This is a genomic window from Kitasatospora sp. NPDC098652, from assembly GCF_044760155.1.
Taxonomy (GTDB): domain Bacteria; phylum Actinomycetota; class Actinomycetes; order Streptomycetales; family Streptomycetaceae; genus Kitasatospora.
In genome coordinates this window covers 68,579-90,870 of record NZ_JBIWAQ010000002.1, presented here as the reverse complement: position 1 = coordinate 90,870, position 22,292 = coordinate 68,579, and the positions used below count along the sequence as shown (strand labels likewise).

17 protein-coding genes are annotated in these 22,292 nt (G+C 73.6%); 9 read left to right on the top strand and 8 right to left on the bottom strand.

The window, feature by feature from the left end:
• The first annotated feature begins 91 nt into the window (after positions 1 to 91).
• On the top strand, positions 92 to 1,924 hold the full coding sequence (locus ACIQWA_RS04490) for an ABC transporter ATP-binding protein (RefSeq protein WP_402478043.1): 1,833 nt from the start codon (positions 92 to 94) through the stop codon (positions 1,922 to 1,924).
• A 70-nt stretch (positions 1,925 to 1,994) separates the two neighbouring features.
• Here the strand turns inward: ACIQWA_RS04490 and ACIQWA_RS04485 are convergent, their stop codons facing one another.
• Entirely contained in the window at positions 1,995 to 2,663 is a 669-nt protein-coding gene (locus ACIQWA_RS04485) for a lysophospholipid acyltransferase family protein (protein WP_402478039.1), read from the bottom strand.
• Positions 2,664 to 2,839: 176 nt separating this feature from the next.
• Between ACIQWA_RS04485 and ACIQWA_RS04480 the strand changes: the two genes are divergently transcribed.
• Positions 2,840 to 3,052, top strand: coding sequence for an EF-hand domain-containing protein (locus ACIQWA_RS04480; protein ID WP_350504210.1), 213 nt, complete (start codon positions 2,840 to 2,842; stop codon positions 3,050 to 3,052).
• A 79-nt stretch (positions 3,053 to 3,131) separates the two neighbouring features.
• Here the strand turns inward: ACIQWA_RS04480 and ACIQWA_RS04475 are convergent, their stop codons facing one another.
• On the bottom strand, positions 3,132 to 5,369 hold the full coding sequence (locus ACIQWA_RS04475; RefSeq protein ID WP_402478036.1) for a CDP-glycerol glycerophosphotransferase family protein: 2,238 nt from the start codon (positions 5,367 to 5,369) through the stop codon (positions 3,132 to 3,134).
• An 843-nt stretch (positions 5,370 to 6,212) separates the two neighbouring features.
• On the opposite strand from ACIQWA_RS04475, the gene ACIQWA_RS04470 reads away from it, so the two are divergent.
• Positions 6,213 to 6,482 (top strand): hypothetical protein, encoded by a 270-nt coding sequence (locus ACIQWA_RS04470; RefSeq protein WP_360229746.1) that lies wholly within the window; start codon positions 6,213 to 6,215, stop codon positions 6,480 to 6,482.
• 226 nt (positions 6,483 to 6,708) lie between these two features.
• Entirely contained in the window at positions 6,709 to 7,164 is a 456-nt protein-coding gene (locus tag ACIQWA_RS04465; RefSeq protein WP_360229744.1) for a YjbQ family protein, read from the top strand.
• A 97-nt stretch (positions 7,165 to 7,261) separates the two neighbouring features.
• On the opposite strand, the gene ACIQWA_RS04460 is transcribed toward ACIQWA_RS04465, so the two are convergent.
• Positions 7,262 to 7,747 (bottom strand): DUF1990 family protein, encoded by a 486-nt coding sequence (locus ACIQWA_RS04460; RefSeq protein ID WP_402478035.1) that lies wholly within the window; start codon positions 7,745 to 7,747, stop codon positions 7,262 to 7,264.
• Between the two features lie 177 nt (positions 7,748 to 7,924).
• On the opposite strand from ACIQWA_RS04460, the gene ACIQWA_RS04455 reads away from it, so the two are divergent.
• Positions 7,925 to 8,203 carry a hypothetical protein gene (locus ACIQWA_RS04455; protein WP_402478034.1) on the top strand — a complete coding sequence of 93 codons (279 nt, stop codon included), beginning with the start codon at positions 7,925 to 7,927 and terminating at the stop codon, positions 8,201 to 8,203.
• A gap of 79 nt (positions 8,204 to 8,282) precedes the next feature.
• On the opposite strand, the gene ACIQWA_RS04450 is transcribed toward ACIQWA_RS04455, so the two are convergent.
• On the bottom strand, positions 8,283 to 11,327 hold the full coding sequence (locus ACIQWA_RS04450) for an AAA family ATPase (RefSeq protein WP_402478031.1): 3,045 nt from the start codon (positions 11,325 to 11,327) through the stop codon (positions 8,283 to 8,285).
• The gene (locus ACIQWA_RS04445; RefSeq protein ID WP_402478028.1) at positions 11,324 to 12,493 is read right to left on the bottom strand and encodes an exonuclease SbcCD subunit D; all 1,170 of its coding nucleotides are present in this window, start codon (positions 12,491 to 12,493) and stop codon (positions 11,324 to 11,326) included. The genes ACIQWA_RS04450 and ACIQWA_RS04445 overlap by 4 nt, the downstream gene beginning before the upstream one ends.
• Positions 12,494 to 12,790: 297 nt before the next feature.
• On the opposite strand from ACIQWA_RS04445, the gene ACIQWA_RS04440 reads away from it, so the two are divergent.
• The 4 genes from ACIQWA_RS04440 (at position 12,791) to ACIQWA_RS04425 (ending at position 17,104) form a co-directional block, all read left to right on the top strand.
• Positions 12,791 to 14,092, top strand: coding sequence for a hypothetical protein (locus ACIQWA_RS04440; RefSeq protein WP_402478027.1), 1,302 nt, complete (start codon positions 12,791 to 12,793; stop codon positions 14,090 to 14,092).
• A 191-nt stretch (positions 14,093 to 14,283) separates the two neighbouring features.
• Complete coding sequence (locus ACIQWA_RS04435; protein ID WP_402478025.1) at positions 14,284 to 14,922, top strand: hypothetical protein; 639 nt, start codon at positions 14,284 to 14,286, stop codon at positions 14,920 to 14,922.
• A gap of 320 nt (positions 14,923 to 15,242) precedes the next feature.
• On the top strand, positions 15,243 to 16,040 hold the full coding sequence (locus ACIQWA_RS04430; RefSeq protein ID WP_402478022.1) for an SGNH/GDSL hydrolase family protein: 798 nt from the start codon (positions 15,243 to 15,245) through the stop codon (positions 16,038 to 16,040).
• Positions 16,041 to 16,306: 266 nt separating this feature from the next.
• Entirely contained in the window at positions 16,307 to 17,104 is a 798-nt protein-coding gene (locus tag ACIQWA_RS04425) for an SGNH/GDSL hydrolase family protein (protein WP_402478018.1), read from the top strand.
• Between the two features lie 112 nt (positions 17,105 to 17,216).
• On the opposite strand, the gene ACIQWA_RS04420 is transcribed toward ACIQWA_RS04425, so the two are convergent.
• From ACIQWA_RS04420 to ACIQWA_RS04410, 3 genes are all read right to left on the bottom strand, one after another.
• Positions 17,217 to 18,107 (bottom strand): nitroreductase/quinone reductase family protein, encoded by an 891-nt coding sequence (locus tag ACIQWA_RS04420; protein WP_402478015.1) that lies wholly within the window; start codon positions 18,105 to 18,107, stop codon positions 17,217 to 17,219.
• 393 nt (positions 18,108 to 18,500) lie between these two features.
• A complete protein-coding gene (locus ACIQWA_RS04415; RefSeq protein WP_402479650.1) occupies positions 18,501 to 19,646 on the bottom strand; it encodes a polysaccharide deacetylase family protein in 1,146 nt (381 codons plus the stop codon).
• Between the two features lie 274 nt (positions 19,647 to 19,920).
• A complete protein-coding gene (locus ACIQWA_RS04410) occupies positions 19,921 to 21,750 on the bottom strand; it encodes an AMP-dependent synthetase/ligase (protein ID WP_402478012.1) in 1,830 nt (609 codons plus the stop codon).
• Positions 21,751 to 22,292: the final 542 nt, after the last annotated feature.

Sequence of the window (22,292 nt, the reverse complement as noted above, 5' to 3'; positions counted from 1 at the left end):
TGAGCTACTCTCGCTATGCTGGTGTCCGTCCGGCCGCCGCACCCCCGTCCGTGCCCGCACCCCGGCGCGCCCGACCCAGGGAGGCCTGTACTTGAGGCCCGCCATCAACTGGACCCCGCCCGAACGCGCCGAGGGCGCCCCCCGCCCGCCGGCCCAGTGGCGCCGCATCCTCGCGCTCTTCCGCCCGTACCGGGGCCGGCTCGCCACGGTGGGGCTGCTGGTCGCCGCCTCCGCCGTGGTGTCCGTCGTCTCGCCGTTCCTGCTCAAGGCCGTGCTGGACACCGCCATCCCGCAGGGCCGCACCGGGCTGCTCAGCCTGCTCGCGCTGGGGATGATCCTCACCGCCGTGGTGAACAGCGTCTTCAACGTGCTGCAGACGCTGATCTCCACCACCGTCGGCCAGCGCGTCATGCACGACCTGCGCACCTCCGTCTACGGCCACCTGCAACGGCAGTCGCTGGCCTTCTTCACCCGCACCCGCACCGGCGAGGTGCAGTCCCGGATCGCCAACGACATCGGCGGCATGCAGTCCACGGTGACCTCCACCACGACCAGCCTGGTCTCCAACCTCACCGCCGTGATCGCCTCGATCGTCGCCATGGTCGCCCTCGACTGGCGGCTGACGGTCGTCTCGCTGGTCCTGCTCCCGCTGTTCGTCTGGATCAGCCGCCGGGTCGGCCAGGAACGCAAGAAGATCACCACCGAGCGGCAGAAGCAGCTGGCCGCGATGAGCTCGGCGGTCCAGGAGTCGCTGTCGGTCAGCGGCATCCTGCTCGGCCGCACCATGGGCCGTTCCGACTCGCTGGCCCGGGAGTTCACCGAGCAGTCCGACCAGCTCGCCGACCTGGAGGTGCGCTCCAGCATGGCCGGGCGCTGGCGGATGAACACCATCATGATCGTGATGGCCGCGATGCCCGCGCTGATCTACTGGGCGGCCGGACTGACCTCCGCCGCCGGTGCGCCGATCGTCTCGGTCGGCACCCTGGTCGCCTTCGTCACCCTCCAGCAGGGCCTGTTCCGCCCGACCGTCAGCCTGCTCTCCACCGGCGTGGACGTGCAGACCTCGCTCGCGCTCTTCCAGCGCATCTTCGAGTACCTCGACCTGCCGGTGGAGATCGCCGAACCGCCGCACCCGGTCACCCTGGCCGACATCCGCGGCGAGGTCCGCTTCGAGGCCGTCGACTTCCGGTACGACCCCGAGCAGGAGCGCCCCACCCTGGACGGCGTCGAGCTCAAGGTCCCGGCCGGCACGTCCCTGGCCGTCGTCGGCGAGACCGGCTCGGGCAAGACCACCCTCAGCTACCTGGTGCCGCGGCTGTACGACGTCACCGGCGGCCGGGTCACCCTGGACGGCGTGGACGTGCGCGAGCTGTCCTTCGACACCCTGGCCCGCGCGGTCGGCGTGGTCTCCCAGGAGACCTACCTCTTCCACGCCTCGGTCGCCGAGAACCTGCGCTTCGCCAAGCCCGGCGCCAGCGACGCCGAACTGGTCGAGGCCGCCCGGGCCGCGCAGATCCACGACACCATCTCCGCCCTCCCGGACGGCTACGACACCCTGGTCGGCGAACGCGGCTACCGCTTCTCCGGCGGCGAGAAGCAGCGCCTCGCGCTCGCCCGCACCATCCTGCGCAACCCGCCCGTACTGATCCTGGACGAGGCCACCAGCGCGCTCGACAACCGCACCGAGCACGCCGTCCAGCAGGCCGTGGACACCCTGGCCGCCGGCCGGACCACCATCACCATCGCGCACCGGCTCTCCACCGTCCGCTCCGCCGACCAGATCGCCGTCCTGGACCGCGGCCGGGTGGTCGAACTCGGCACCCACGAGGAGCTGGTGGAACTGGACGGACGGTACGCGGCGCTGCTGCGCCGGGAGACGCCGGAGGCGGCGTCCCTGACGGACGCCGCCCTCGGTCACGCGTAGTCGTACCGGCCGCGCGGAGCGCCCGTGGCGCGGATGGCCGGCCGCGCGCGGCGCCTACGGCACTCGGCGCTCAAGCCGCCTTCGGCACCTCGTTGTAGCTCTCCACGACCTCCTGGCCGGAGAGCCGCTGGATCGCCGCCATCACCTCGTCGGTCACCTGGCGACGGGCCTTCAACGAACGGGCCTGCCCGTGCAACTCGTCGAAGTGCAGCGGTTCGCCGAAGCGGACGGTCACCTTCTTGATCCGCGGCAGCCGCTTTCCCACCGGCAGGATCTGCTCCGGTCCCTCCAGGGCCACCGGGACGACCGGGACGCCCGCCGTCAGCGCGAGCCAGGCCACGCCCGTCTTGCCCCGGTAGAGCCGGCCGTCCAGCGACCGGGTGCCCTCCGGGTAGATGCCGAAGGCCTTGCCGTCCTCCAGGATCTCCAGCGCCGACTCCAGCGAGGCCTGGGCGGAGCGGTAGGTACCGCGCTCGACCGGAACCGCGCCGATCGACTCGAAGAAGCCCTTGGAGATCCGGCCCTTGAGCCCGGTGCCGGTGAAGTACTCGGCCTTGGCGAGGAAGTGGACCCGGCGCGGGGCGGTGAGCGGGATCACGACGCTGTCGATGAACGACAGGTGGTTGCTGGCGAGGATCACCCCGCCCTTGCGCGGCACGTTCTCGATGCCCTCGATGGCCGGACGCCAGATCCCCCGTGAAAGAGGTTTCAGCACCAGCCTGGTGGCGAGGTCGAGCACGGGTTCCCTCCCTGGACGAACGACCGCCCCGGAGGAGTCCGGGCCAGCAATCAGACCCGCAGACTACGACACCCACCCGGGCGCCCGTCCACTCCCGCCGACCGTGGCGAACACCACGGCCGGGTAGGGTACGGCCGTCCGAACCGAGCAAGACTTTGCAGTACCCAGGAGGAACGATGGAGAGCGTCGAGGCCATCAAGGAGATGTTCGACCGTTTCGACAAGAACGGCGACGGCAAGATCACCCCGGCCGAGTACGCGCTGGCCGCCAACGAGATGGGCGACCACAGCGTCACCATCTCGATGGCCGAGGCACTGATCCACGCGATGGACACCCGTCACCAGGGCTACCTGGACTTCGAGGAGTTCCTGGCCGCCCGCCAGCGCTGAGCCCGCGCGGACGGGGCCGGTCGCCGTACCGGCGGCACCGGTCCCGGCCGCAGGCCCCGTCGTTCGTCCTGCTTCGCCGTTAGTTCTGCAGTCCGTCCGCCGGGACCGTCGGCGCCACCGGGAACACCCGCCGCACCACCCGCTCCGCCGCCCCGCCGTCGTCCCAGACGCAGAACCGCTCCCGGAACCGCTTCCGCGCCTCCGGCTCCGGATCGCCCGCGCGCAGCGCCCGCGCCAGCCCCGCCACGTCGACCGTGACCGCGCCCGGCGGCTGGGCGAACAGGTCGAAGTACACCCCGCGTTCGCGCTGGTACTCCTCCCAGTCCGGAGCGAATATGACGACCGGTCGGTCCAGCACCGCGTAGTCGAACATCATCGACGAGTAGTCCGTCACCAGCGCGTCCGCCGCCAGGTAGAGGTCCTCGACCACCGGGTGCGCCGACACGTCCACGATCTCCGCCGCGTCCTCACCGGCCGTCAGGTCGCCCGGGCCGTCGGCGTGGAAGTAGTGGGTGCGCACCAGCAGCGTGAACCGCGGGCCCAGCAGGCGGGCCAGCTCCGCCACGTCCAGCAGCGGCACGTAGCCGCCCTTGCCGCCGCGGTGGGTCGGCGCGTACAGCACCGCCGTGGTGCCGGGCCGCAGGCCCAGCCGCTCGCGCATGGCCCGGACCTCCGCCGGGGTGGCGTTGGCCAGCCGGTCGTTGCGCGGGTAGCCGGTGTCCAGCATCTCGTAGCGGCCCGGGAAGGCCCGGGCGAAGTGCTCGCTGGTGTGCGGGTTGGAGGAGACCAGGAAGTCCCAGCGGTCCACGGCCTCCTGGAGCCGGTCGAAGTCCATCCCCTCGGCGGCGGCCTCGGGGCGGCCCCGCAGGTCCATCCCCATCGCCTTGAGCGGGGTGCCGTGCTGGGTCTGGACGTGCACCGTGCCCGGCCGCTTCGCCATCGTGCGCGGGAAGTTGACGTTGTTCACGAAGTACTTCGCGGTCGCCATCGCCTTGAGGTACGCCGGAGTGTTGACGATCACGTACGGGACGCCGGGCGGCATCGCGTCGGCCTGCCGGCGGTTCTCCACCACCCACACACCGCGGATCTGCGGGGCGAGTTCCTTCGCCTTCTCGTAGATCGCCGCCGGGTTGCACGCGTAACCCCGGTGCCAGTACGCGGCGTAGACCGCCAGGTGCTCGTCCAGCGGCAGGCGGCGGAACGCGTTGTACGCCGTGAACCGGGCGCCGCTGCGCACGCCCTTCTTCACCGCGGGAGCCACCGCCCGCGCCCCGCGCTTGAGTTCGCGCGGCAGGCGGCCGGTGCGGCGCAGCTCGGCGTACGCGATCCGGGCGCCGCGCGCGGCCAGCCGGTACTGCACGCCGCGCACCCCGCCGGGGAAGCGGTAGTCGGCCGGGCGGTGGCGCTCGAAGTGCACGGCGATCCGGTGGAAGTAGTCCCGCCGCCGGTCGACCGGGACCAGCCCGGGGGTGTCGTAGACGTTCAGCGCCTGGCGGATGGTCCGGTCGAAGACCAGGGTGCGCAGCGACGGCGGGACGGGCCGGCCGGGGCCGTCCGGGAGCTCGCACCGGTCCAGGAAGGCGAAGATGGCGTCGTACTGGGCGAACACGTCGGCGTGCTTGGGGGAGGCGGTGGCGGTGATCGCGCCGTCCCGGCCGCGCCGGTAGTTGTAGCAGGGGCGGTCGAGGTAGCGCAGCCGCCCGGCGGCCAGCAGCGCGGGGTAGGTGACCGAGATGTCCTCGTAGTAGCCGCGGCCGAAGGAGACCCCGAGACCCTCCAGGAACGCGCGGCGGAACACCTTGTTCCACACCGACATCACGGTCTGGAACAGCGCCGGGTGCTCGGCCACCGTGCAGCCCTCGACCAGCGGGGAGCCGACCAGCACGTGCCGCCAGGGGTTGGGCTCGCTCCCGCCGTCCGGGTAGACGTGGGTGAAGTCGGTGAGCAGCACGTCGGCGGGTGCCTCGCGGCGGCGCTCCTGCGCCAGCTCGTCCAGGATCACGCCGACCGTCCGCTCGGGCAGCCAGTCGTCGCTGTCCACGAACCAGACGTACTCGCCGCGCACCTGCGGCAGGGCGGCGGCCCGGGCGCCGCCGAGGCCCTGGTTCTCGGTGAGGTGCATCACGCGCAGCCGGGGGTCGCGGGCGGCGTAGGCGTCCAGGATCGCGCCGGAGCCGTCGGGGGAGAGGTCGTCGACCGCGATGACCTCGAAGCGGGTCTCGGCGGCGGGGGTCTCGCCGAGGATCGAGTCGAGGCAGCGCGGCAGGTACCGCTCCACGCCGTGGACCGGGAGCACGATGCTGAGGAGGAGGGACACGCTGGCCGAGTCTACCGATCCACGCAGTGCGACCTGCGGGGACGTCCGGTCGGACGGGACGGGGCGGCCACGGGGTGGGGCGGGGCGGGACTCGGGTGGGGTCGGGGCGTGGGGCGGGCCCCGGACGAGGGCTGATCACCGTTCCGGGACCGCCGGTGCCTGGCCCCGGAACGGGGTGGCACCGGCAGTCTGGTGGCGGCCGGGCCGACCCTCTACGGCCGGCCGCCGGTCCGGGCACCCTACGGGCCTGGTCACCGCAGCGTCGAGGTGACCGGGCAGTGGCCCGCGGGAGCCGGAGTTCGATCGAGTCGCTTCACGACTCGAACACGCACCTGAGTGCGGTGCGGGCACCGGTGCGTTCCTCAGATATTGCTTGGAGGATCGACGCGAGTCAATCCCTCGTATGTGTTCACTTCATGAAGCGGCTTGCCGGCGGTCGCCCACCCCCGACGGTGATCGTTTTGTCGACCTTGCGACTGTCCCCTATATGGGGGCGATTCGTCGACACCGCAGCCGACACCGCAGCCGACACCGCGGTCGACACCGCGGGAGTGCCTGCCGCACGCCCGCCGGCCGCCGTTCGGCCACCCGCCCGCGCCCGTCCGCGCCCGGCGCACAGCGCGCGGACGGGCGCCGGGGTCGCGCCTCCTGGCCCTGGTGACGGATGGCGGGTCGTGCACCATCATTGATGCCTAGTCGTGACCGCCCGAGCTGCCCCTGGTGCATCGTCAGTTGACGCCGCACGGTACGGTGGCACAACACCGAGGACGGTTGCGCGAAGGCCGTCCCTCACGGATAGTCTTCGCCTCACGGCCCTGGCGCCTCGTAGGGGTGGGAAAACTGATGGAACACATGCAAGTGCGGACTCGGCCCCGTGTGCCGGCGATCCAGTGCGGTGTCGGCGCGACCGGCCGTCGGATCGAGCGACACCTGGCCGTGCTCGGCGCGCCCGCGCTCCCGGCGGTGGACACCGCCGAGGCGCTCGGGTTGATAAGGGAGCTGACGCCGCGCGGCGCCGACACCCCGGCGGCGGCCCGCCGTCGCCACACCCGGGTCTCGCTGCTGGCGCCGCTGCGCCGGCTGCGCCGCAGCCTCTTCGGCGGGCGCGGCTGAGACTCTCTGGCAGGGCCCGGGGCCTCGGCCCGGGACCGGCTTCACCAACGACCCGACGGACCACCGGATCACCGGCCCGTCGGGTCTTCGGCGTATCCGGAGGCCGGGACGGAGGCGGGGCCGCCCCATTGGTCTGAGCCTTTCACCCTATGCGAGACCGCCGTCCCGGCGTGGGCAGTCGGCGAGGCAGTACGTCCGACCGGTCGGCCTGGGCCAGGATGGCGCCATGGCGGACAACAACCACTCCACGTCAACCGGGGCGACCGGGTCCTTCCAGACCACCACCCTGGAGATCACCACCGGCAACCGCGAGGTCGCGCTGGACATCACCGACCGCTGCGCCGCGTTCCTCGACGAGCGGGCCCCGGGGCGGGACGGGCTGCTCAACGTCTTCGTCCCGCACGCCACCGCGGGGATCGCCGTCCTGGAGACCGGTTCGGGCAGCGACGACGACTTCCTCGCCACCCTGCGCGAACTGCTCCCGGCGGACGACCGCTGGCGTCACCGGCACGGCAGCCCCGGCCACGGACGGGACCACGTGGTGCCCGGCCTGGTCGCCCCGCACGCCACCCTCCCGGTGCTCGGCGGCCAACTGGCCCTCGGCGTCTGGCAGTCCGTGGTGCTGATCGACACCAACGGCGACAACCCGCGCCGCACCGTCCGGCTGTCCTTCCTGGGTTGAGTCACGAACTGAGTCACGAGCTGGGTCATGAGCCGAGCCGCGAGCTGAGCCGCGAGCTGAGCCACGAGCTGAGCCACGAGCTGAGCCACGAGCCGAGCTACGCGACGTGGCCGGCCACGGCCGCGAGGTAGCGCTCGATCGCCAGGTACTGGCAGAGCAGCGCGACCGGCCGGCCCAGCCGGGCGTACCAGGCGGACAACCGGGAGAACGCGGCCACCTCGAACCACACCTCGCCGTCGGCGTCCATCGACACCAGGAACGACTCCTCCCCGCACTCCGGGTGCCCCGGCAGCGTCCCGTACGCGAACCCGATCCGGTCCGGCTCGGCCACCGTCCACACCACCCGGCAGGGGATCACCAGCCTCGGCCACCGGCTGCCCGGCGGGCTCACCCGCAGCAGCACGGTGTCCCCGTCGCGGACCGGCCCGCCCGGGTACACCGCGAACCCGGTCCCCAACTGGCTGCCCCACCCGAGCACGTACCGCCCGGCCCGCTCCAGCACCTCGGGCCCCCGCCCGAGGTGCACCCGCCGACGCAGGTGTGCGTACCCCTCCGGCAACCGCCCACCCCGGGTCGCCCCCACCTCCGCGTACGTGGGCTCACTCGCCCGGGCAGCCCGCAACCGCCGCTGGAGGTCCCCGGACCCACGAACCCTGCCGACTGCGCCACCCGCGCCCACCGTGCCAACCATGCTGGTCACGCTAGCCCAGGCCGCAGGCACGCCTTGCGGCGGGGAGGGGGCGGGGAGTAGGAAGGCGGCATGAGTGAGACCAGGACGGACGGCACCGGGGTGGACGGCACCGTGGCGGATGGCGCCGGGGTGGACGGCGCCGGGGTGGACGGGGACGCGGCGGTCTGCGGGCCGGTGCCGGTGGGGGCGACGGAGGCGGCGCTGCGGGAGGACCCGGGGGCGGAGGGGCCGCGGGCCGACTGCGTGCTCTGCGGTGAGCCGACGGTGCTGCCCGCCGATCAGCCGGGCAGCACCCTGTGCCCGACCTGTGCCTGGCAGCAGGCCCAGCGGATCGCCTGTTCGGGCTGAGCGGGCCGGCTGGGTTCGGCGGGGCTGGGCGGGCTGGCTGAGCCGGATGGGCTGGGCGGGCTGGTACGGGGCGCGGGCGTCAGGCGTCCTCCCGGCCGACCAGGGCGAGGGTGGAGCCGTGGCGGCCCTTGCGGACCAGGAGCTGGGCCGGGATGCGGCTGCGCAGGTCGGCGACGTGGCTGACGATGCCGACGGCGCGGTCCCGTTCGCGCAGGCCGTCGAGGACGTCCATCACCTCCTCCAGGGACTGCTCGTCCAGGGTGCCGAAGCCCTCGTCGATGAAGAGGGTGTCCAGCGGCATCCCGCCGGCCTCGTCGGTGACCACGTCGGCCAGGCCGAGGGCGAGGGAGAGCGAGGCGAAGAAGCTCTCGCCGCCGGAGAGGGTGGCGGTGTCCCGCTCGGTGCCCGTCCAGGCGTCGACGACGCGCAGGGCCAGGCCGGAGCGCTTGTTGCCGGTGCCGCGGTCGTCGCTGTGGACCAGGGTGTAGCGGCCGCCGGACATCCGGACCAGCCGGTCGCTGGCCGCCGCCGCGACCTGCTCCAGGCGGGCCGCGAGCACGTACGACTCCAGCCGCATCCGCAGCCGGTTCTCGGTGGAGGTGCCGGCGGCCAGCGCGGCGAGCCGGTTGATCCGCCCGTAGCGCTCCAGTGCCGGGGCGAGCTCGGCGGCCAGTTCGTCCAGTCGGTGCCCGATCTCGGCGAGTGCCGCGCAGCGCTCCCGGGCGGCCGACCGGGCGGCGTGCGCCCGGCCGAGGCGGTCGGTGGCGGCGGTCAGCGCGGCCGCGGCGGCGGGCAGGTCGACCGGCGGACGGGCGGCGGCCTCGGCCAGTTCGGGCAGCGCCAACTCGTGCCGGACGGCGGCGGACTCCGCGCGGTGCCGCTCCAGCCGGGCCTCCAGGCGGTCCCGCTCCTCCCGGGGCAGCAGGACGGCGAGCGCGGCCCCGGCGTCCGGGAAGCCCGCCGCCGCGGCGGCCTTGCCGAGCTCCTCCTCGGCCCCGTCGAGGCGCTCCCGCGCCTCCGACGTCGCCCGCGCGGACCCGGCCACCGCGGCGACCGCCTCGGCGAGCCGGCCCAGCGTCGCGGCCCGGTCGGCGACCGAGGCGGCCGTGCCGCGCGCGGCTGACACCCTGGCGGTCAGCGCCCGCTGCTCGTCCGCCAGGGCCTGCAGCCGGTCGGTGAGGACGGCGGCGCGCTCCTTGGCCTCGTGCAGTTCGTCCAGCCGACGGGTGCGGTCCTGCGACAGCCGGGCGATCTCCCGGCCGACCCGGCCGAGCGCCTCCGCCTCGTGCAGCGCGGTGCGGTGCTCCTGCTCGAGCTCGGCGAGCGACCGCGCGAGCGCGTCCGCGGCCTCGGGGCCGGCCGCACCGGCGGCCGTCGCCTCGCGCACCCGCAGCGCGGTCAGCGCCTGGTCGGCCTCGCCCCAGGCCCGTTCGGCGGCGGCCTGCGCCCGACCGGCCCGCTCCTCGTCCTCGGCGCTCACCCGGCCGCCGGCGGCGGCCTCGGCGGGCGCCGGGTGCTCGGCCGAGCCGCAGACCCGGCAGGCCTCGCCCGGGCGGAGCTGCTCGGCCAGTTCGGCGGCCATGCCGGCCAGCCGGCGGTCCCGCAGGTCCAGGCCCACCTCGCGGGCGTCCAACGCGGCCGTGCGCAGCTCGGCGACCCTCGGCTCGGCCGCCGCGATCTCGACCCGCAGGCCGTCCCGCTCCCGGGCCGCGGCCAGGCGGGTGGTCAACTCGGCGCGCTGCCCGTCCAGTTGCTCGACCCGGGCGCTCGCCGTCCGGGCCCGCTCCTGTTGCTCCTCCAGGCGGCCCAGCTCGCCGTCGAACTCGGCCAGCCAGTCCTCGGCCTCCTCGGCCCGCTCCTCGGCGCCGCGCCGCTCCCCGGCCAGGGCGAGCTGCTCACGGGCGAGTTCGGCGCAGCGCCGCTCCTCCACCCGGGCCGTCTCCAGCCGGACCACCTCGGCGCGCAGCCGCAGCTCCGCCTCGGCCAGCTCGGTGGCACCGGCCTCGGCCCCGGCCGGGACGTGCTCCGCGATCCCGGTACGGGCCAGCGCCTCCCGGCGCCGCTGTTCCGACTCCCGGGCGCGACCGAGTGCCTCGGCCGCGCTCTCCCGCAGGCGCAGCGCGGACTCCACGCCGACCGCCTCCTGGGCGGCCGCGAGTCGCTGCCGGTCCCGCGCGGCGGCCGGCTCGAAGGCGGCCAGCCGGTCGGCCTCGGCCAGCGCCTCCCGGTGCCGGCGCTGGCGGGCGGCGAGCTCCTCGGCGCCTTCGCGCCCGTGCTGGGCGGCCCGGTGCGCCGCCTCGGCGCCCGCGAGTGCGGCCTCGGCGACGGCGAGCTGCTCGGCCGCGCCGCTGCGCAGGATCGCGGCCCAGCCGAGCAGTCCGGGGGCGAGGTCGGCATCGTCGTCCTCGGCCGGTACCCACGCCCCGGCGGGTTCGGCCCCGGGGCCGGCGGCCTGCTCGGCCTTGCTGGCGAGGTCCCGCAGGCGTCGGCGTCCGGCCTGGACGGCCGTCTCCTGGGCGCGGCGCCGGTCGGCGAGCCAGGCCTCGACGTGCCCGTAGCGCTCGGTGTCGAAGAGGCGGCGCAACAGCTTGCCGCGCTCCTCGGAGTCCCCCTTGAGGAAGCGGGCGAAGTCGCCCTGCGGCAGCAGCACCACCTGGCAGAACTGTTCCCGGCTCATGCCGATCAGCCGGTGGATCTCCTCCCCGGCCTCCTGGTGCGACTTGCTGACCGGCCGCCAGCCGGGGGCGCCGTCGCCCGCGTCGGCGGCCCACTCGCGCAGCAGGGTCTGCGGCCGCTCGACGGTGGTGCCGGTGCCGACCTTCTTCGGCCGGCGCTGCTCGGGCAGCCGGGTGATCTGCAGCCGCCGCCCGCCCAGTGTCAGCTCCAGCTCGACTTGGGTCAGCCGTTTCGGGTCGGCGTGGTCGCTGCGCAGCCGGTTGGCCCGGCGGGCGTTCGGAGTCTCGCCGTACAGGGCGAAGCAGACCGCGTCCAGCACGCTGCTCTTGCCCGCGCCCGTCGCCCCGCGCAGCAGGAACAGTCCGCCGGCGGCGAGCGCGTCGAAGTCCACCGTCTCGCTGCCCGCGAACGGGCCGAAGGCGGTGACGGTGAGCCGGTGCAGCCTCATCGGGGCAGGTCCGCCTTCCGGTCGGCGTCGGTGCGGACGTGCTCGAAGCCCTCGCGCAGCCAGCCGAGCTCGTCCGGCTCCGGCTCGGCCCCGGGGCGGACGTGCCGCAGGAAGCCCTCGGCGATCTCCAAGTCCCCCCGGCCGCTGACCCGGGAGGCGTACGACCGGGACGGCTCGGCGCCGCCGTCCTCGGGGTCGAACAGCAGCTGGAGGGTGTGCGGGAAGCGGCGGCGGAGTTGCTCCATCGGCTCGCTCGGGCGGGCGGAGTCGGTGAGCGTGACCTGTACCCAGGACTGCTCGTGCTCGGTGTGCTGCTCGTCGGCGAGCAGTTCGGCGAGCGTGCCGCGCAGGGTGGCGAGGGGGCGGGGCCGGGGGCAGTCGACCCGCTCGGCCGTCACCGCGCCGTCGGCGGCGAGGTCGACCAGCCACATGGTCTTGCGCTGGCGCGCCTCGGAGAAGGAGTAGGCCAGCGGGGAGCCGCTGTACCGCAGGTGCGGGGCGAGGGTCTGGCAGCCGTGGAGGTGGCCGAGCGCGGCGTAGTGCACCCCGTCGAACACCGAGGCGGGGACGGCGGCGACCCCGCCGACGGCGATGTCCCGCTCGCTGTCGCTGGCTGCCGCGCCGGTGACGAAGGCGTGCGCGAGCACCACTGCCCGCGTCCCCTCGGGGCGGGCCGCCAGGTCGGCCCGGACCTGCTCCATCGCCGCACCGAGCACCGCCGCGTGCCCGCCCTTGGCGAGCCCGAACCGCTCGCGGACCAGGGTCGGCTCCAGGTAGGGCAGCCCGTACACCGCCACCGGGCCGTGCTCGTCCGCCAGCAGGACCGGCTCGGCGCACTCGCCCGGGTCCGTCCGCAGGTGGATCCCGGCGCGCCCGATCAGGCCGGCGCCGACCCCGAGGCGGCGGGCCGAGTCGTGGTTGCCGCTGATGAAGACCGTCGGGACCTGGAGCTCCGCCAGCCGGTGCAGCACGTCGTCGAACAGCGCGACCGCGTCCAGGCTCGGCAGCGCCCGGTCGTACACGTCCCCGGCGACCAGCACGGCGTCCACGCCCTCGGACCGGACCACGTCCACGAGGTGGTCCAGGAAGGCGTGCTGGGCGTCGTGCAGGCTCTCCCGGTGGAAGGAGCGCCCGAGATGCCAGTCGGAGGTATGCAGCAGTCGCATGGTCCCCGACCCTAACGCCCGGCACTGACACTCCCGGCCTGCTCAGTGGCCACGGGGGCCGGCCGGTGGAGGCCACGGGGGCCGCCCGGTGGGCGGGCGGTGAGTGCGCGGTGGGCGAGGGGCTCATTTTTGCCCCTCGATGTGCTGCGAGGGGCGGCTTTAGGGGCACATATTTCTCCTTCGAGGGGCCCCGGGCGTCGGTGTTCGATTACTCGGGGTGGATTGTCAGTGGCTCTGTGTATGTTCCGTGGCGTCGGCGGATCCGGGAGTCGGAGGCCGACCGGACAGGAGGAGACCATGACCGTGCGGGAGTCGGTGTACGAGGTGTCGGGAGCGGTGTCGGGCGTCGTGGTGGTGCGGAAGCGGCTGCTGCGGGAGCCGGGGGCGCTGCTGTTCGGCGGGCGGAGGCCGGGGTCCGGGCCCGGGAGCGGGAACGGGGCCGGGAGCGGGGCCGGCCCCGGGTTCGGGCGACCGCCGGCCGGTGGCCCCGGTGGGGCCGCGCCGCCGGGCGCGGGGCGACCGCCGGGTGCGCGGGCCGGCGGTCCCGGTGGGGCCGGGGGAGCCGGGGCGCGGGGGCGGCGCGGTGGCCGGGCCCGCGGGGCGCCGCCCCAGCCGGTGGCGGTGGCGCTGGCCGTCGAGGCGGAGGACTTCGCCGTGCTGGCGGAGTACGGGTTGTTCGGCGCGCTCGGGCACCACGAGTACCTGGTGCGGGCGGAGGGTCAGCTCAGGGGCCTGTACCAGCAGGGGCTGGAGGTGCACCTGCGCGTGCTGGAGGCGGGTGACTTCGAGGACTACTGCGCCGCGCTCGGCCTCGATCCCCGGGCGTCGGCCGCCCGGGTCGCGTATGCGGGGGATCCGGACCTGGCCGGGGAGCCCTTCGTCTACGCGGGGGAGCCGATGGCCGACCTCCTCCCGGTGCTGCTGGACGACCACCGGGCGCGGGTGCGGATGTCCCTCGCCTGTGCGGTGCTGCTCGACGTGCTGGGTGACGACCTGGCCGGGCAGCGGCGGATGGCGGCCGTGATGCGGTACGTGACGTCCGTGTACCTGGCGCTGGCCGAGGGCGCGGGGGAGGGCTGCCACCTGCTGACGCTGCGCTGCCACGGCCCGGAGGACGGCGAGCAGCTCACCTCGGCGGTGGACCTCTGCGTGGAGGCGGGGCGCCTGCAACCCGCCGGGCGGGACGTGGAGGCGTTCTGCGTCACGCTCGCGGCCGGAGTGGCCTCGGGCGGAGCGGGGGCGTTGCTGCTGCACGGCGACCCGGCCGCGTCGCCGTCGCGGGTGTCGCAGTGGTCGTCGGACTGGTCGTCGAACCGGTCCTCGGGCGCTCCGCCGGGCGGGCCCGGGGGCGGGGGCGGCAACGGGCCCGCGGGCGACGGCGGGAGCGGGCCCGCGGACGGGGCGAGGTCCGGGCCGCGGGTGCGGGGCTGGGCACTGGCCGGTGGGCGGCTGCGGCCGATGACCGCCCACGAGGTGTTCGACGAGCTGGCCGACGACGCGGCGCGCGGGGTGCCCTTCCCGCCCGGTGCGGTCCCGCAGCCGGGGTTCCCGCTGCCGGGCCTCCCGGAAGCCGGGGGCGGGGGTGGGCTGCTGGGGTGATCAGGGGGTTCGCGGCCTCCGCATCCACCATGCGGCGCTGGGGACTGTTCATCGACCGCCTGTTCGGGGAAGATCGGAGAAGATCAACAGCAGGAGTGCGCGGTCCCCCACGCCGCCACTCCGGTCGCTCCGCTCCGTACCGTGCTCCGTAGGGTCCGGCGAGCCCGACACCGAGAGGGGGGACGCGCGGCATGGGCCGGATCGAGTTCACGGCGGAGATCGCCGAGCTGCTCGGGAAGGTGCGCCGGCGTCCCACGGCGGGTTGGCCGTGGCGGCCGGGCGAGCAGGTGCCCGAGGGGCTGCCGATGAAGCAGTCCTGGGGCTGGCTGTTCGCCCCGGACGGCCGGGTGCTGACCCTGGTCAACCCCAGGGACGGGATCTGCTCGCTGCCCGGCGGGTCGCTGGAGCCGGAGGACGACGGCGACCCGGCCGCCGCCCTGGCCCGGGAGGCGGGGGAGGAGGCCCAGGCCGTGATCGGTCGGCCGTACTACCTCGGCTACCTGTACGACCGGGTCGGCTCGGCGAACGGCGGGCACGAGTGTGCCCGGGTCCGGATGGCGGCGGCGCTGCGGGCGGTCGGTCCGAGCGCGGCCGATCCGGCCTCGGGCCGGCACTACCGGCGGCTGCTGGTCGCGCCGGGGCTCGCGGTCGAGCTGCTGGGCTGGGGCGAGCCCGGGCTGCGCCAGGCCCGGGCGGCGGTCGCCACCGCCGTCCGCTGGCTCGGCGTGCCGGCCGCCGCGAACGAGGAGATCGAGGAGCTCCCGGTCGAGGGCTGCACGGTCTTCCCCGGCCCGGTGTACCCGGGCGGCGGGCGCTTCCCGCGGTACTGAGCCGGGCCCTCGGAACGCGGTCGGCGGCGTGCCGTCCCCGGAACGGGGCTGCCCGGCGGCGGGCCCGGAACTGACGCACCGGCGGCCGTACGCCGACCTTTGGCTGACGGCGAGCTGACTTCTCGGAAGTTTTTTGTCTACACGCGATGACCGACACGCGTCGACATACACCCGCACCCACCTGGGCGAACTCACGCTCGGTCGAGGGTAGTTCACTTCCGTGCTATCAGACGGCCCGTCAATGTCCTTGGCATGAGCGCTTCCGCGCGGGGCTACTGCCTGGTATCCCTTCTGTGACCCACGTCATATCAGGAGGTGCCATGCTCCGCCCTGCTCGTGCCCTGTCCGTCGCCGCCATCGCGGCCGGTCTCACCATGACGACGCTCTTCACGGCGTCGGCCGCCGATGCGGCGGGTGTCAGCTACGTCGCCCTCGGGGACTCGTACTCGGCCGGCGTCGGTGCCGGCAGCTATCTGAGCGACAGCGGTAGCTGCAAGCGCAGCACCAATGCGTACGCGTACCTGTGGAAGAGCACGAACAAGCCGTCCTCCTTCTCCTTCGTGGCCTGTTCGGGGGCGAGAACCGGCGATGTGCTCAACAGTCAGGTCTCCGCGTTGAACAGCGGCACCACGCTGGTCAGCCTGTCGATCGGCGGCAACGACGCGGGCTTCGCCGACACGATGAAGACCTGCGTGCTGGGCTCCGACAGCGACTGCCTCAACGCCGTCAACACGGCGAAGAGCTACGCGACCAACACCCTGCCCGGCCAGCTGGACCGGGTGTACTCCGCCATCAAGGCCAAGGCCCCGAAGGCCCACGTCGTGGTGATGGGCTACCCGCACCTGTACAAGGTCGGCGGCGACTGCCTCTTCGGCATCGGCGACACCAAGCGTGCCGCCATCAACGGTGCGGCCGACACGCTGGACGGCGTGATCGCCAAGCGGGTCGCCAATGCCGGCTTCACCTTCGGCGACGTGCGCGGCGCCTTCACCGAGCACGAGATCTGCGGCTCGCAGAGCACCTGGCTGCACAGCACCACCCTGCCGATCGACGAGAGCTACCACCCGAACGCGGCCGGCCAGTCCGGGGGCTACCTCCCGGTGTTCAGTCGCTCCTGAGCGAAGCGGCGTCGAGCGCGTCGGTGTCGGGCGGCCGCGGCCGGCAGGTACCGATGCGACTCTCCGTGCCGGAGCGCGCGTACGCCTGTGCAGGGCGCGTGCGCGCCGGCGCCCGGTGTGACAGTCGGCGTGAACGTGCCTTGCTTGCAGGGCAGTTCACCTTCCGCGCCGGCGGACTGCCCGCCACTGCATTTGGCATGAGCACTTCCGTGTTCGATTGCCGCTCGATCTCCCTTCCTGTGACCCCCGTCATATCTGGAGGTACGATGCTCCGCCCTGCCCGTGCCCTCTCCGTCGCCGCGATCGCGGCGGCCCTCACCATGACGACGCTCCTCACCGCGTCAGCCGCCAATGCGGCCGGCGTGAACTACGTCGCCCTCGGCGACTCCTACTCGGCCGGCGTCGGTGCCGGCAACTACCTGGGCGACAGCGGCAGCTGCAAGCGCAGCGCCAACGCGTATGCCTCGCTCTGGACGAACGCGAACTCCCCGGCCTCCTTCACCTTCGTCGCCTGCTCGGGCGCGAGAACCGGTGACATCCTCAACAGCCAGATCTCCGCACTGAACAGCGGCACCACGCTGGTCAGCCTCTCGATCGGCGGCAACGACGCGGGCTTCTCCAGCACCATGAAGACCTGTGTGCTCGGCTCCGACAGCGACTGCCTCAACGCCGTCAACACGGCCGAGAACTACGCGACCAACACCCTGCCCGGCCAGCTGGACCGGGTGTACAGCGCCATCAGCGCCAAGGCCCCGAACGCCCACGTCGTGGTGATGGGCTACCCGCACCTCTACCAGATCGGCGGCTACTGCCTCTTCGGCATCGGCGACACCAAGCGAGCCGCCATCAACGAGGCCGCCGACACCCTGGACGGTGTGATCGCCAAGGAGGTCGCCAACGCCGGCTTCACCTTCGGCGACGTGCGTGACGCCTTCGCCGGCCACGAGATCTGCGGCTCGCAGGACACCTGGCTGCACAGCACCACCCTGCCGATCGACGAGAGCTACCACCCGAACGCGGCCGGCCAGGCCAACGGCTACCTCCCGGTGTTCAGCCAGTCCTGAGGCGTCCCCGCTCTGCCGCTCCGTTGGTCCGCCGTCCCTGGCGGGCTGACGGTGTGAGGCCGGTGCCGCCGTCCCCTCCCGGGCCCTGGGAGGGGACGGCGGCACCGCCACGTCAGTGGTCGGCGCCGGGGCCGGGCCGCACCGGTGGGAAGGGGATCCCGGCGAGAGCGGGCAGCAGCTCCGCCTCCTCGTGATCGAGGTGCGCCTCCAACTCGTCCGACATCCGGTCCAGTTCGGAGCGGAGCCGGTCCGGCTCGGTGACCTCGATCCCGGCCAGCAGTGCCACCAGTTCCTCCTTGATCCTCCCGATCGCCCGGTGCTGCTCGCCGAGCCGCTCCAGCACCCCGGTGAGCTCCGGGTGGCTGCGTGCGAGGGCGGGGAAGATCGCGGAGTCCTCGCCGGTGTGGTGGTGCGTCAACCCCTCGCAGAACGCCAGGCAGTGCTGGCGCAGCTGCAGCCCGAGCCCGGCCGGGCTGCCGGGGGAGTGGGCGTGGGCCTCGGCCCGGACGTGGCGCAACTGGGCCCGCAGCCAGCTGTGTGCCTCCAGCAGCTTGTCGGCCAGGCTGCGGACGTTGCGCGGGTGGCCCGGCGGCGCTTCGGGGCGCTCCAGGACGACCACCGGCAACTCCCGCTCGGTGTGCGCCTGGTAGTCGCCGTACCCGGGTGCCCGGCGGACGACGGCGGCGAACAGCCGCGCGCGGCGTGGACCTTCGGCGGGTACCGCGATCGCGTCGAAGGTCTCGGTGCCGAGCTCGACCCGGACCACGGGGTGGGCCAGCAGATTGCGGTACCACTGTGGGTGTTCCGGCGCGCCGGCGGCCGAGGCGATGACCAGCAGCAGCCCCTCGGACCGGACGTACCCGAGCGGTACGGTGTGCGGCCGACGGGTGTGCGCCCCGGTGGTGGTCAGCAACAGCAGGTCGCCGCCCTCGAACGGGCCGCCGACCCGGCCGTCGTTGGCGCGGAACTCCTCGATGACATTCAGGTTGAAGGACATGGGCATGTGTGTGTGGTGAAGTCTCCTGCGAGTGAGGGGGCGCGGCCACACACGGCGTCACGCGACGAGCGGGCGGACACCGTGGTGGCCGCCTGGGTCAGATCAGGGCAGCGGAGAAGGTACTCATCGCGCATCGTCCCTTTGCGTGCAAGGTGCTGGCTCGGCTGCCGGCCGACCCACTGCTCTGTGGCCGACGCCGCGCTGCACGCCCCCATTAGAGGTGGGCCGCGGATGCCCTGTCAATGGGCGTGATCACCGTGGAGCGAACAGCGAACAGCGAACAGAGAACAGAGAACAGAGAACAGCGAACAGAGAACAGCTGACAGATTTCATCATCTGAAATCTGTCAGCTGTCATCTGTCATCCGTTCGCCGCCTGGGGCGGACCGGACCGGACCGGTCAGCGCAGGTAGTCGATCAGCCCGGCCGGCTTGAGGCCTGCGGCGTCGGCGGCGGCGAGGGCGCGCGGCAGGTCGGTGGCGAGGGTGTCGGTCCAGTGCATCAGGATCACGTCGCCCGGCTGGAGCGGGCCCGGGTGCCAGATGTTGGAGGCGCCCCAGCTGTAGTCGGCGTCGGCGGTCAGTACGGTGCGGATGCCGCAGTTGGCGGCGGCCTGCAGGGTGTCGGCGTTCCAGGCGAAGAACGGCGGGCGGAACACCACGGGTGCGGTGCCGAACAGTCGGGTCATCGCGTCGCGCGCGTCGCAGATCTCCACCTGCTGCCGCTCCAGCGGGAGTTTGCTCAGGTCGGAGTGCGAGACGCTGTGGTCCTGGATGGAGGAGCCGGGCACGGCGGTGACCCGCTTGAAGAAGTCCGGGTCGGTGCCGGCCGGCATCGGCAGCGGGAAGGCCGTGATCGGCAGGTGGTGGTCGGCGATGAAGCGTTCCGCCTCGGGGGTGCGCTGCCAGCCGTCGTCCACGGTGAAGAAGACGACCTTGTCGGTGGTCGGGATCGAGCCGGCCGCCACCGCCGGGGCGGGCGCCGGGCCGTCGACCCGTACGTCGTCCACCGAGAACGGGCCCTGCTGGTACCAGCCGTGCACGTACAGCCGGACGCTGTGGGCGTTCGGGCCGGTGGTGAAGCGGGTGGTCAGCTGCTGCCAGCCGCCGGAGGTGGTCTCGGTCCAGGCAGGAGCGACGTCCTGGCCGGTGCCGGTGGCGCCCAGGTAGACGAAGGCGCCGCGCACCCAGGCCGAGGCGGTGTAGGTGGTGCCCGGCTGGACGGCGACGGTCTGTGCGCACTCGCCGGTGGAGTCGTCGTTCGCCGGGGTGACGGTGAGCGCCGAGGTGCCGGAGTGCGCGGCGGTGGTGGTGACGGCCGCCTCGGCCGGGCCGCCGGTGCAGTTCCAGCCGGGGATGCTGCCCCAGTCGGCGAGGTCGGGGGAGGGCAGTTCGAAGCCGGGGTTCGTGGCCAGGTTGACGGTCGCGGCGCCCGCGCCACTGCCGGGGCCGGCGGCGGAGACAGTGGGAGAGGCGGATGCCGCCGGGACGGCGAAGGCGGTGAGCAGCGCGACGGAGGCGGCCAGCGCGGACAGGCGCGTGGACATCGACACGTGAGGACTCCAGCTGGTGGGGGCACGCCCGTGGGGAGGGCGCGAAACGGGAATCTGGACCGTGGAACCGGGGCGCTCCCGGAGGGGCGGGAGCAGGTGGTGCAGGTGCGCCGCACTCGGACCGAAGAGCAACAATGGACTGGACCAATCCACCCGTCAAGAGACCAGCAGGTGAACTGCAAGGCGAACGATCCGTCCTGAAACGGGACAAGACGGTACGTCAGAAGACCTGTCCGGCGGGACGGTTCGGATGGAGGTCCGGCCCGACTCAGGAGAGGTACAACTCCTCGATGTCCGTCGAGTAGTACTCCGCGATCGCCGCCCGCCGCAGCTTGAGCGAGGGGGTCAGCAGCCCCTGTTCCAGGCTGAACTCCCGTGGCAGCAAGCGGAACGCGCGGATCGACTCCGCCCGCGAGACGGCGGTGTTCGCCGCCGCCACCGCGCGCTGGATCTCGATGTGCAGCTGCTCGTCCGCCAGCACCGCCCAGGCGTCCAGTTGCTCCCGTCCACGGGTCTTGAGCCAGTGCGCCAGCGCGGCCGGGTCGAGGGTGATCAGCGCCGCCACGTACGGGCGGTCGTCACCGACCACCAGGCACTGGGAGACCAGCGGGTGCGCCTCGACCCGTTCCTCCAGGGCCGTCGGGGCGAGGTTCTTGCCGCTGCTGGTGACGATCAGGTCCTTCTTGCGGCCGGTGATGGTGAGGTAGCCGTCCTCGTCCAGCCGGCCCAGGTCGCCCGTGCCGAACCAGCCGTCGACCAGCGATTCCGCCGTGCATCGCGGGTGGTTGAGGTAGCCGCCGAAGACCGAGCCGCCGCGCACCCACACCTCATGGTCGTCGGCGATGGCCACCGAGGCGCCCGGCACCGGCTGCCCGACGGTGCCGAGCTTCTGCCGGCCGGCCGGGTTGGCGGTGATCGCCGCGCTGGTCTCGGTCAGGCCGTAGCCCTCGTAGAGCTGGAGCCCGGCGCCGGTGAAGAAGAGGCCCAAGTCCCGTCGCAGCGAGGAGCCTCCGCACATCACGGTGCGCACCCGCCCGCCGAGCACGGCGCGCAGCTTCGGGTAGACGGTCCGCTCGTAGGCGAGGTGGCGCAGCCGCAGGGCCGTACCGGGGCCGGGGCCGCGGCCGAAGGCCTTCTGCTCCCGGGCGGCGGCCCAGTCGACGGCCACCTGCCGGGCCTGCTCGAAGAGTTCACCGCGCCCGGCCTCCTCGGCGGCGCGCCTGGCCCGCTGGAAGATCTTCTCGAACACGTACGGGACGGCGTGCAGGAAGGTCGGCCGGAAGCTCGCCAGGGCGGGCAGCAGTGCGTCCGTGGAGACTTCGGGGACGTGCCCGATCCGGAAGCCGCCGCGGATCGCCGCGATCTGCACCGCCCGTCCGTAGACGTGCGCCAGCGGCAGGAAGAGCAGGGTGGCGGGCTGGCCGCCACCGCCGGTGTCGCGCAGCACCTCGCCCCAGCCGGTGAGCAGCGAGTCGGCCTCGGCGGCCAGGTTGGCGTGGCTGATCAGGCAGCCCTTGGGGCGTCCGGTGGTGCCCGAGGTGTAGACCACGGTGGCGATGTTCGCGGCGGTGACGCCGAGGCGCTGGCGGTGCACCAGGGCGTCGGGGACGCCCAGGCCGTCCTCGGTGATCGCGGCGACGCAGTCGCGGTCCAGCTGCCAGATCCCGGTCAGGTCGGGCAGGGCGTCGCAGACCGCGCCGACGGTCATCGCGGCGTCCTCGTCCTCGACCAGGCAGGCCACCGCCTGGGTCTCGGCGAGGATCCAGCGCACCTGCTCGGGGGCGGCGGTGGGGTAGACGGGCACGGTGATCGCGCCGATCGACCAGAGTGCGTAGTCGAACAGCGTCCACTCGTAGCGGGTGCGGGACATCAGGGCGACCCGGTCGCCGTAGCGCACGCCGCGGGTCAGCAGGCCCTTGGCGAGGGCGAGGACGTCGTCCCGGAACTCCCGTGCGGTGACATCCCGCCAACGTCCGTCGCCGGTCCGTCGGGACAGTTGCACCAGGTCCGGGCGGTGTTCGGCGGTGTCGTACAAGGAGTCGGCGAGTCCTCCGGTGGCCTCGGGCCCGGCCGGGGCGGGGGTGGTGAACTCGCGCACAGTCCTCCCCAGTTCGCGTCGCACGGTGCTGTCCGTCGGCCCCGGCGCAGGGGCACCGGGGTGGCGGCGCCCGGGCGTGCGGGGTGGTGCGAAACTATCGGATCGGCCTGTCACTGCCCAGGGTTGTGGCGGGGACGCGACGAGATCGGCACCGATCCGCGCGGATGGTGTCGCAGTTGGGGAGGAGTCGCGGAGGCGCCCGTGGGGCCCCCTGGCTCCCTCCTGGCTCCCCTCTGGGTTCCCCCGGCTGCCCCTTGCTCCCCCGCGGTTTCTGCTGGGAGTCACCGGGGAGTCGGCCGGGAGCCGTCGGTGAGGGCTGGGTGGCGGGTCGGGGAAGGGGTCGGGTCCGGCTCGGGGCGGGGTAGGGCGGGGTGGATCGCGGCCGCCCCCTGACGTGTCCGGGGCAAGGCGGAGGAGCGGAATGGTTCGACCCTCGAACGTGTGGTCAGGGCGTAGTAGAGTCTCGCAGACCTGTGACCGGGAGCCCCCGCAGCTCCCTGCCCAGGACTCCCCGAGTACCGCCCCGCCCGCCGTCCAGCTTG

What these genes read in the sequence shown, in the direction of transcription:
- ACIQWA_RS04480 (WP_350504210.1), top strand. Translation starts at nt 2,840, where the DNA reads ATGGAGAGCGTCGAGGCCATCAAGGAGATGTTCGACCGTTTCGACAAG.
- ACIQWA_RS04470 (WP_360229746.1), top strand. Translation starts at nt 6,213, where the DNA reads ATGGAACACATGCAAGTGCGGACTCGGCCCCGTGTGCCGGCGATCCAG.
- ACIQWA_RS04465 (WP_360229744.1), top strand. Translation starts at nt 6,709, where the DNA reads ATGGCGGACAACAACCACTCCACGTCAACCGGGGCGACCGGGTCCTTC.
- ACIQWA_RS04455 (WP_402478034.1), top strand. Translation starts at nt 7,925, where the DNA reads ATGAGTGAGACCAGGACGGACGGCACCGGGGTGGACGGCACCGTGGCG.
- ACIQWA_RS04450 (WP_402478031.1), bottom strand. Translation starts at nt 11,327, where the DNA reads ATGAGGCTGCACCGGCTCACCGTCACCGCCTTCGGCCCGTTCGCGGGC.
- ACIQWA_RS04445 (WP_402478028.1), bottom strand. Translation starts at nt 12,493, where the DNA reads ATGCGACTGCTGCATACCTCCGACTGGCATCTCGGGCGCTCCTTCCAC.
- ACIQWA_RS04440 (WP_402478027.1), top strand. Translation starts at nt 12,791, where the DNA reads ATGACCGTGCGGGAGTCGGTGTACGAGGTGTCGGGAGCGGTGTCGGGC.
- ACIQWA_RS04435 (WP_402478025.1), top strand. Translation starts at nt 14,284, where the DNA reads ATGGGCCGGATCGAGTTCACGGCGGAGATCGCCGAGCTGCTCGGGAAG.
- ACIQWA_RS04430 (WP_402478022.1), top strand. Translation starts at nt 15,243, where the DNA reads ATGCTCCGCCCTGCTCGTGCCCTGTCCGTCGCCGCCATCGCGGCCGGT.
- ACIQWA_RS04425 (WP_402478018.1), top strand. Translation starts at nt 16,307, where the DNA reads ATGCTCCGCCCTGCCCGTGCCCTCTCCGTCGCCGCGATCGCGGCGGCC.
- ACIQWA_RS04420 (WP_402478015.1), bottom strand. Translation starts at nt 18,107, where the DNA reads ATGCCCATGTCCTTCAACCTGAATGTCATCGAGGAGTTCCGCGCCAAC.
- ACIQWA_RS04415 (WP_402479650.1), bottom strand. Translation starts at nt 19,646, where the DNA reads ATGTCCACGCGCCTGTCCGCGCTGGCCGCCTCCGTCGCGCTGCTCACC.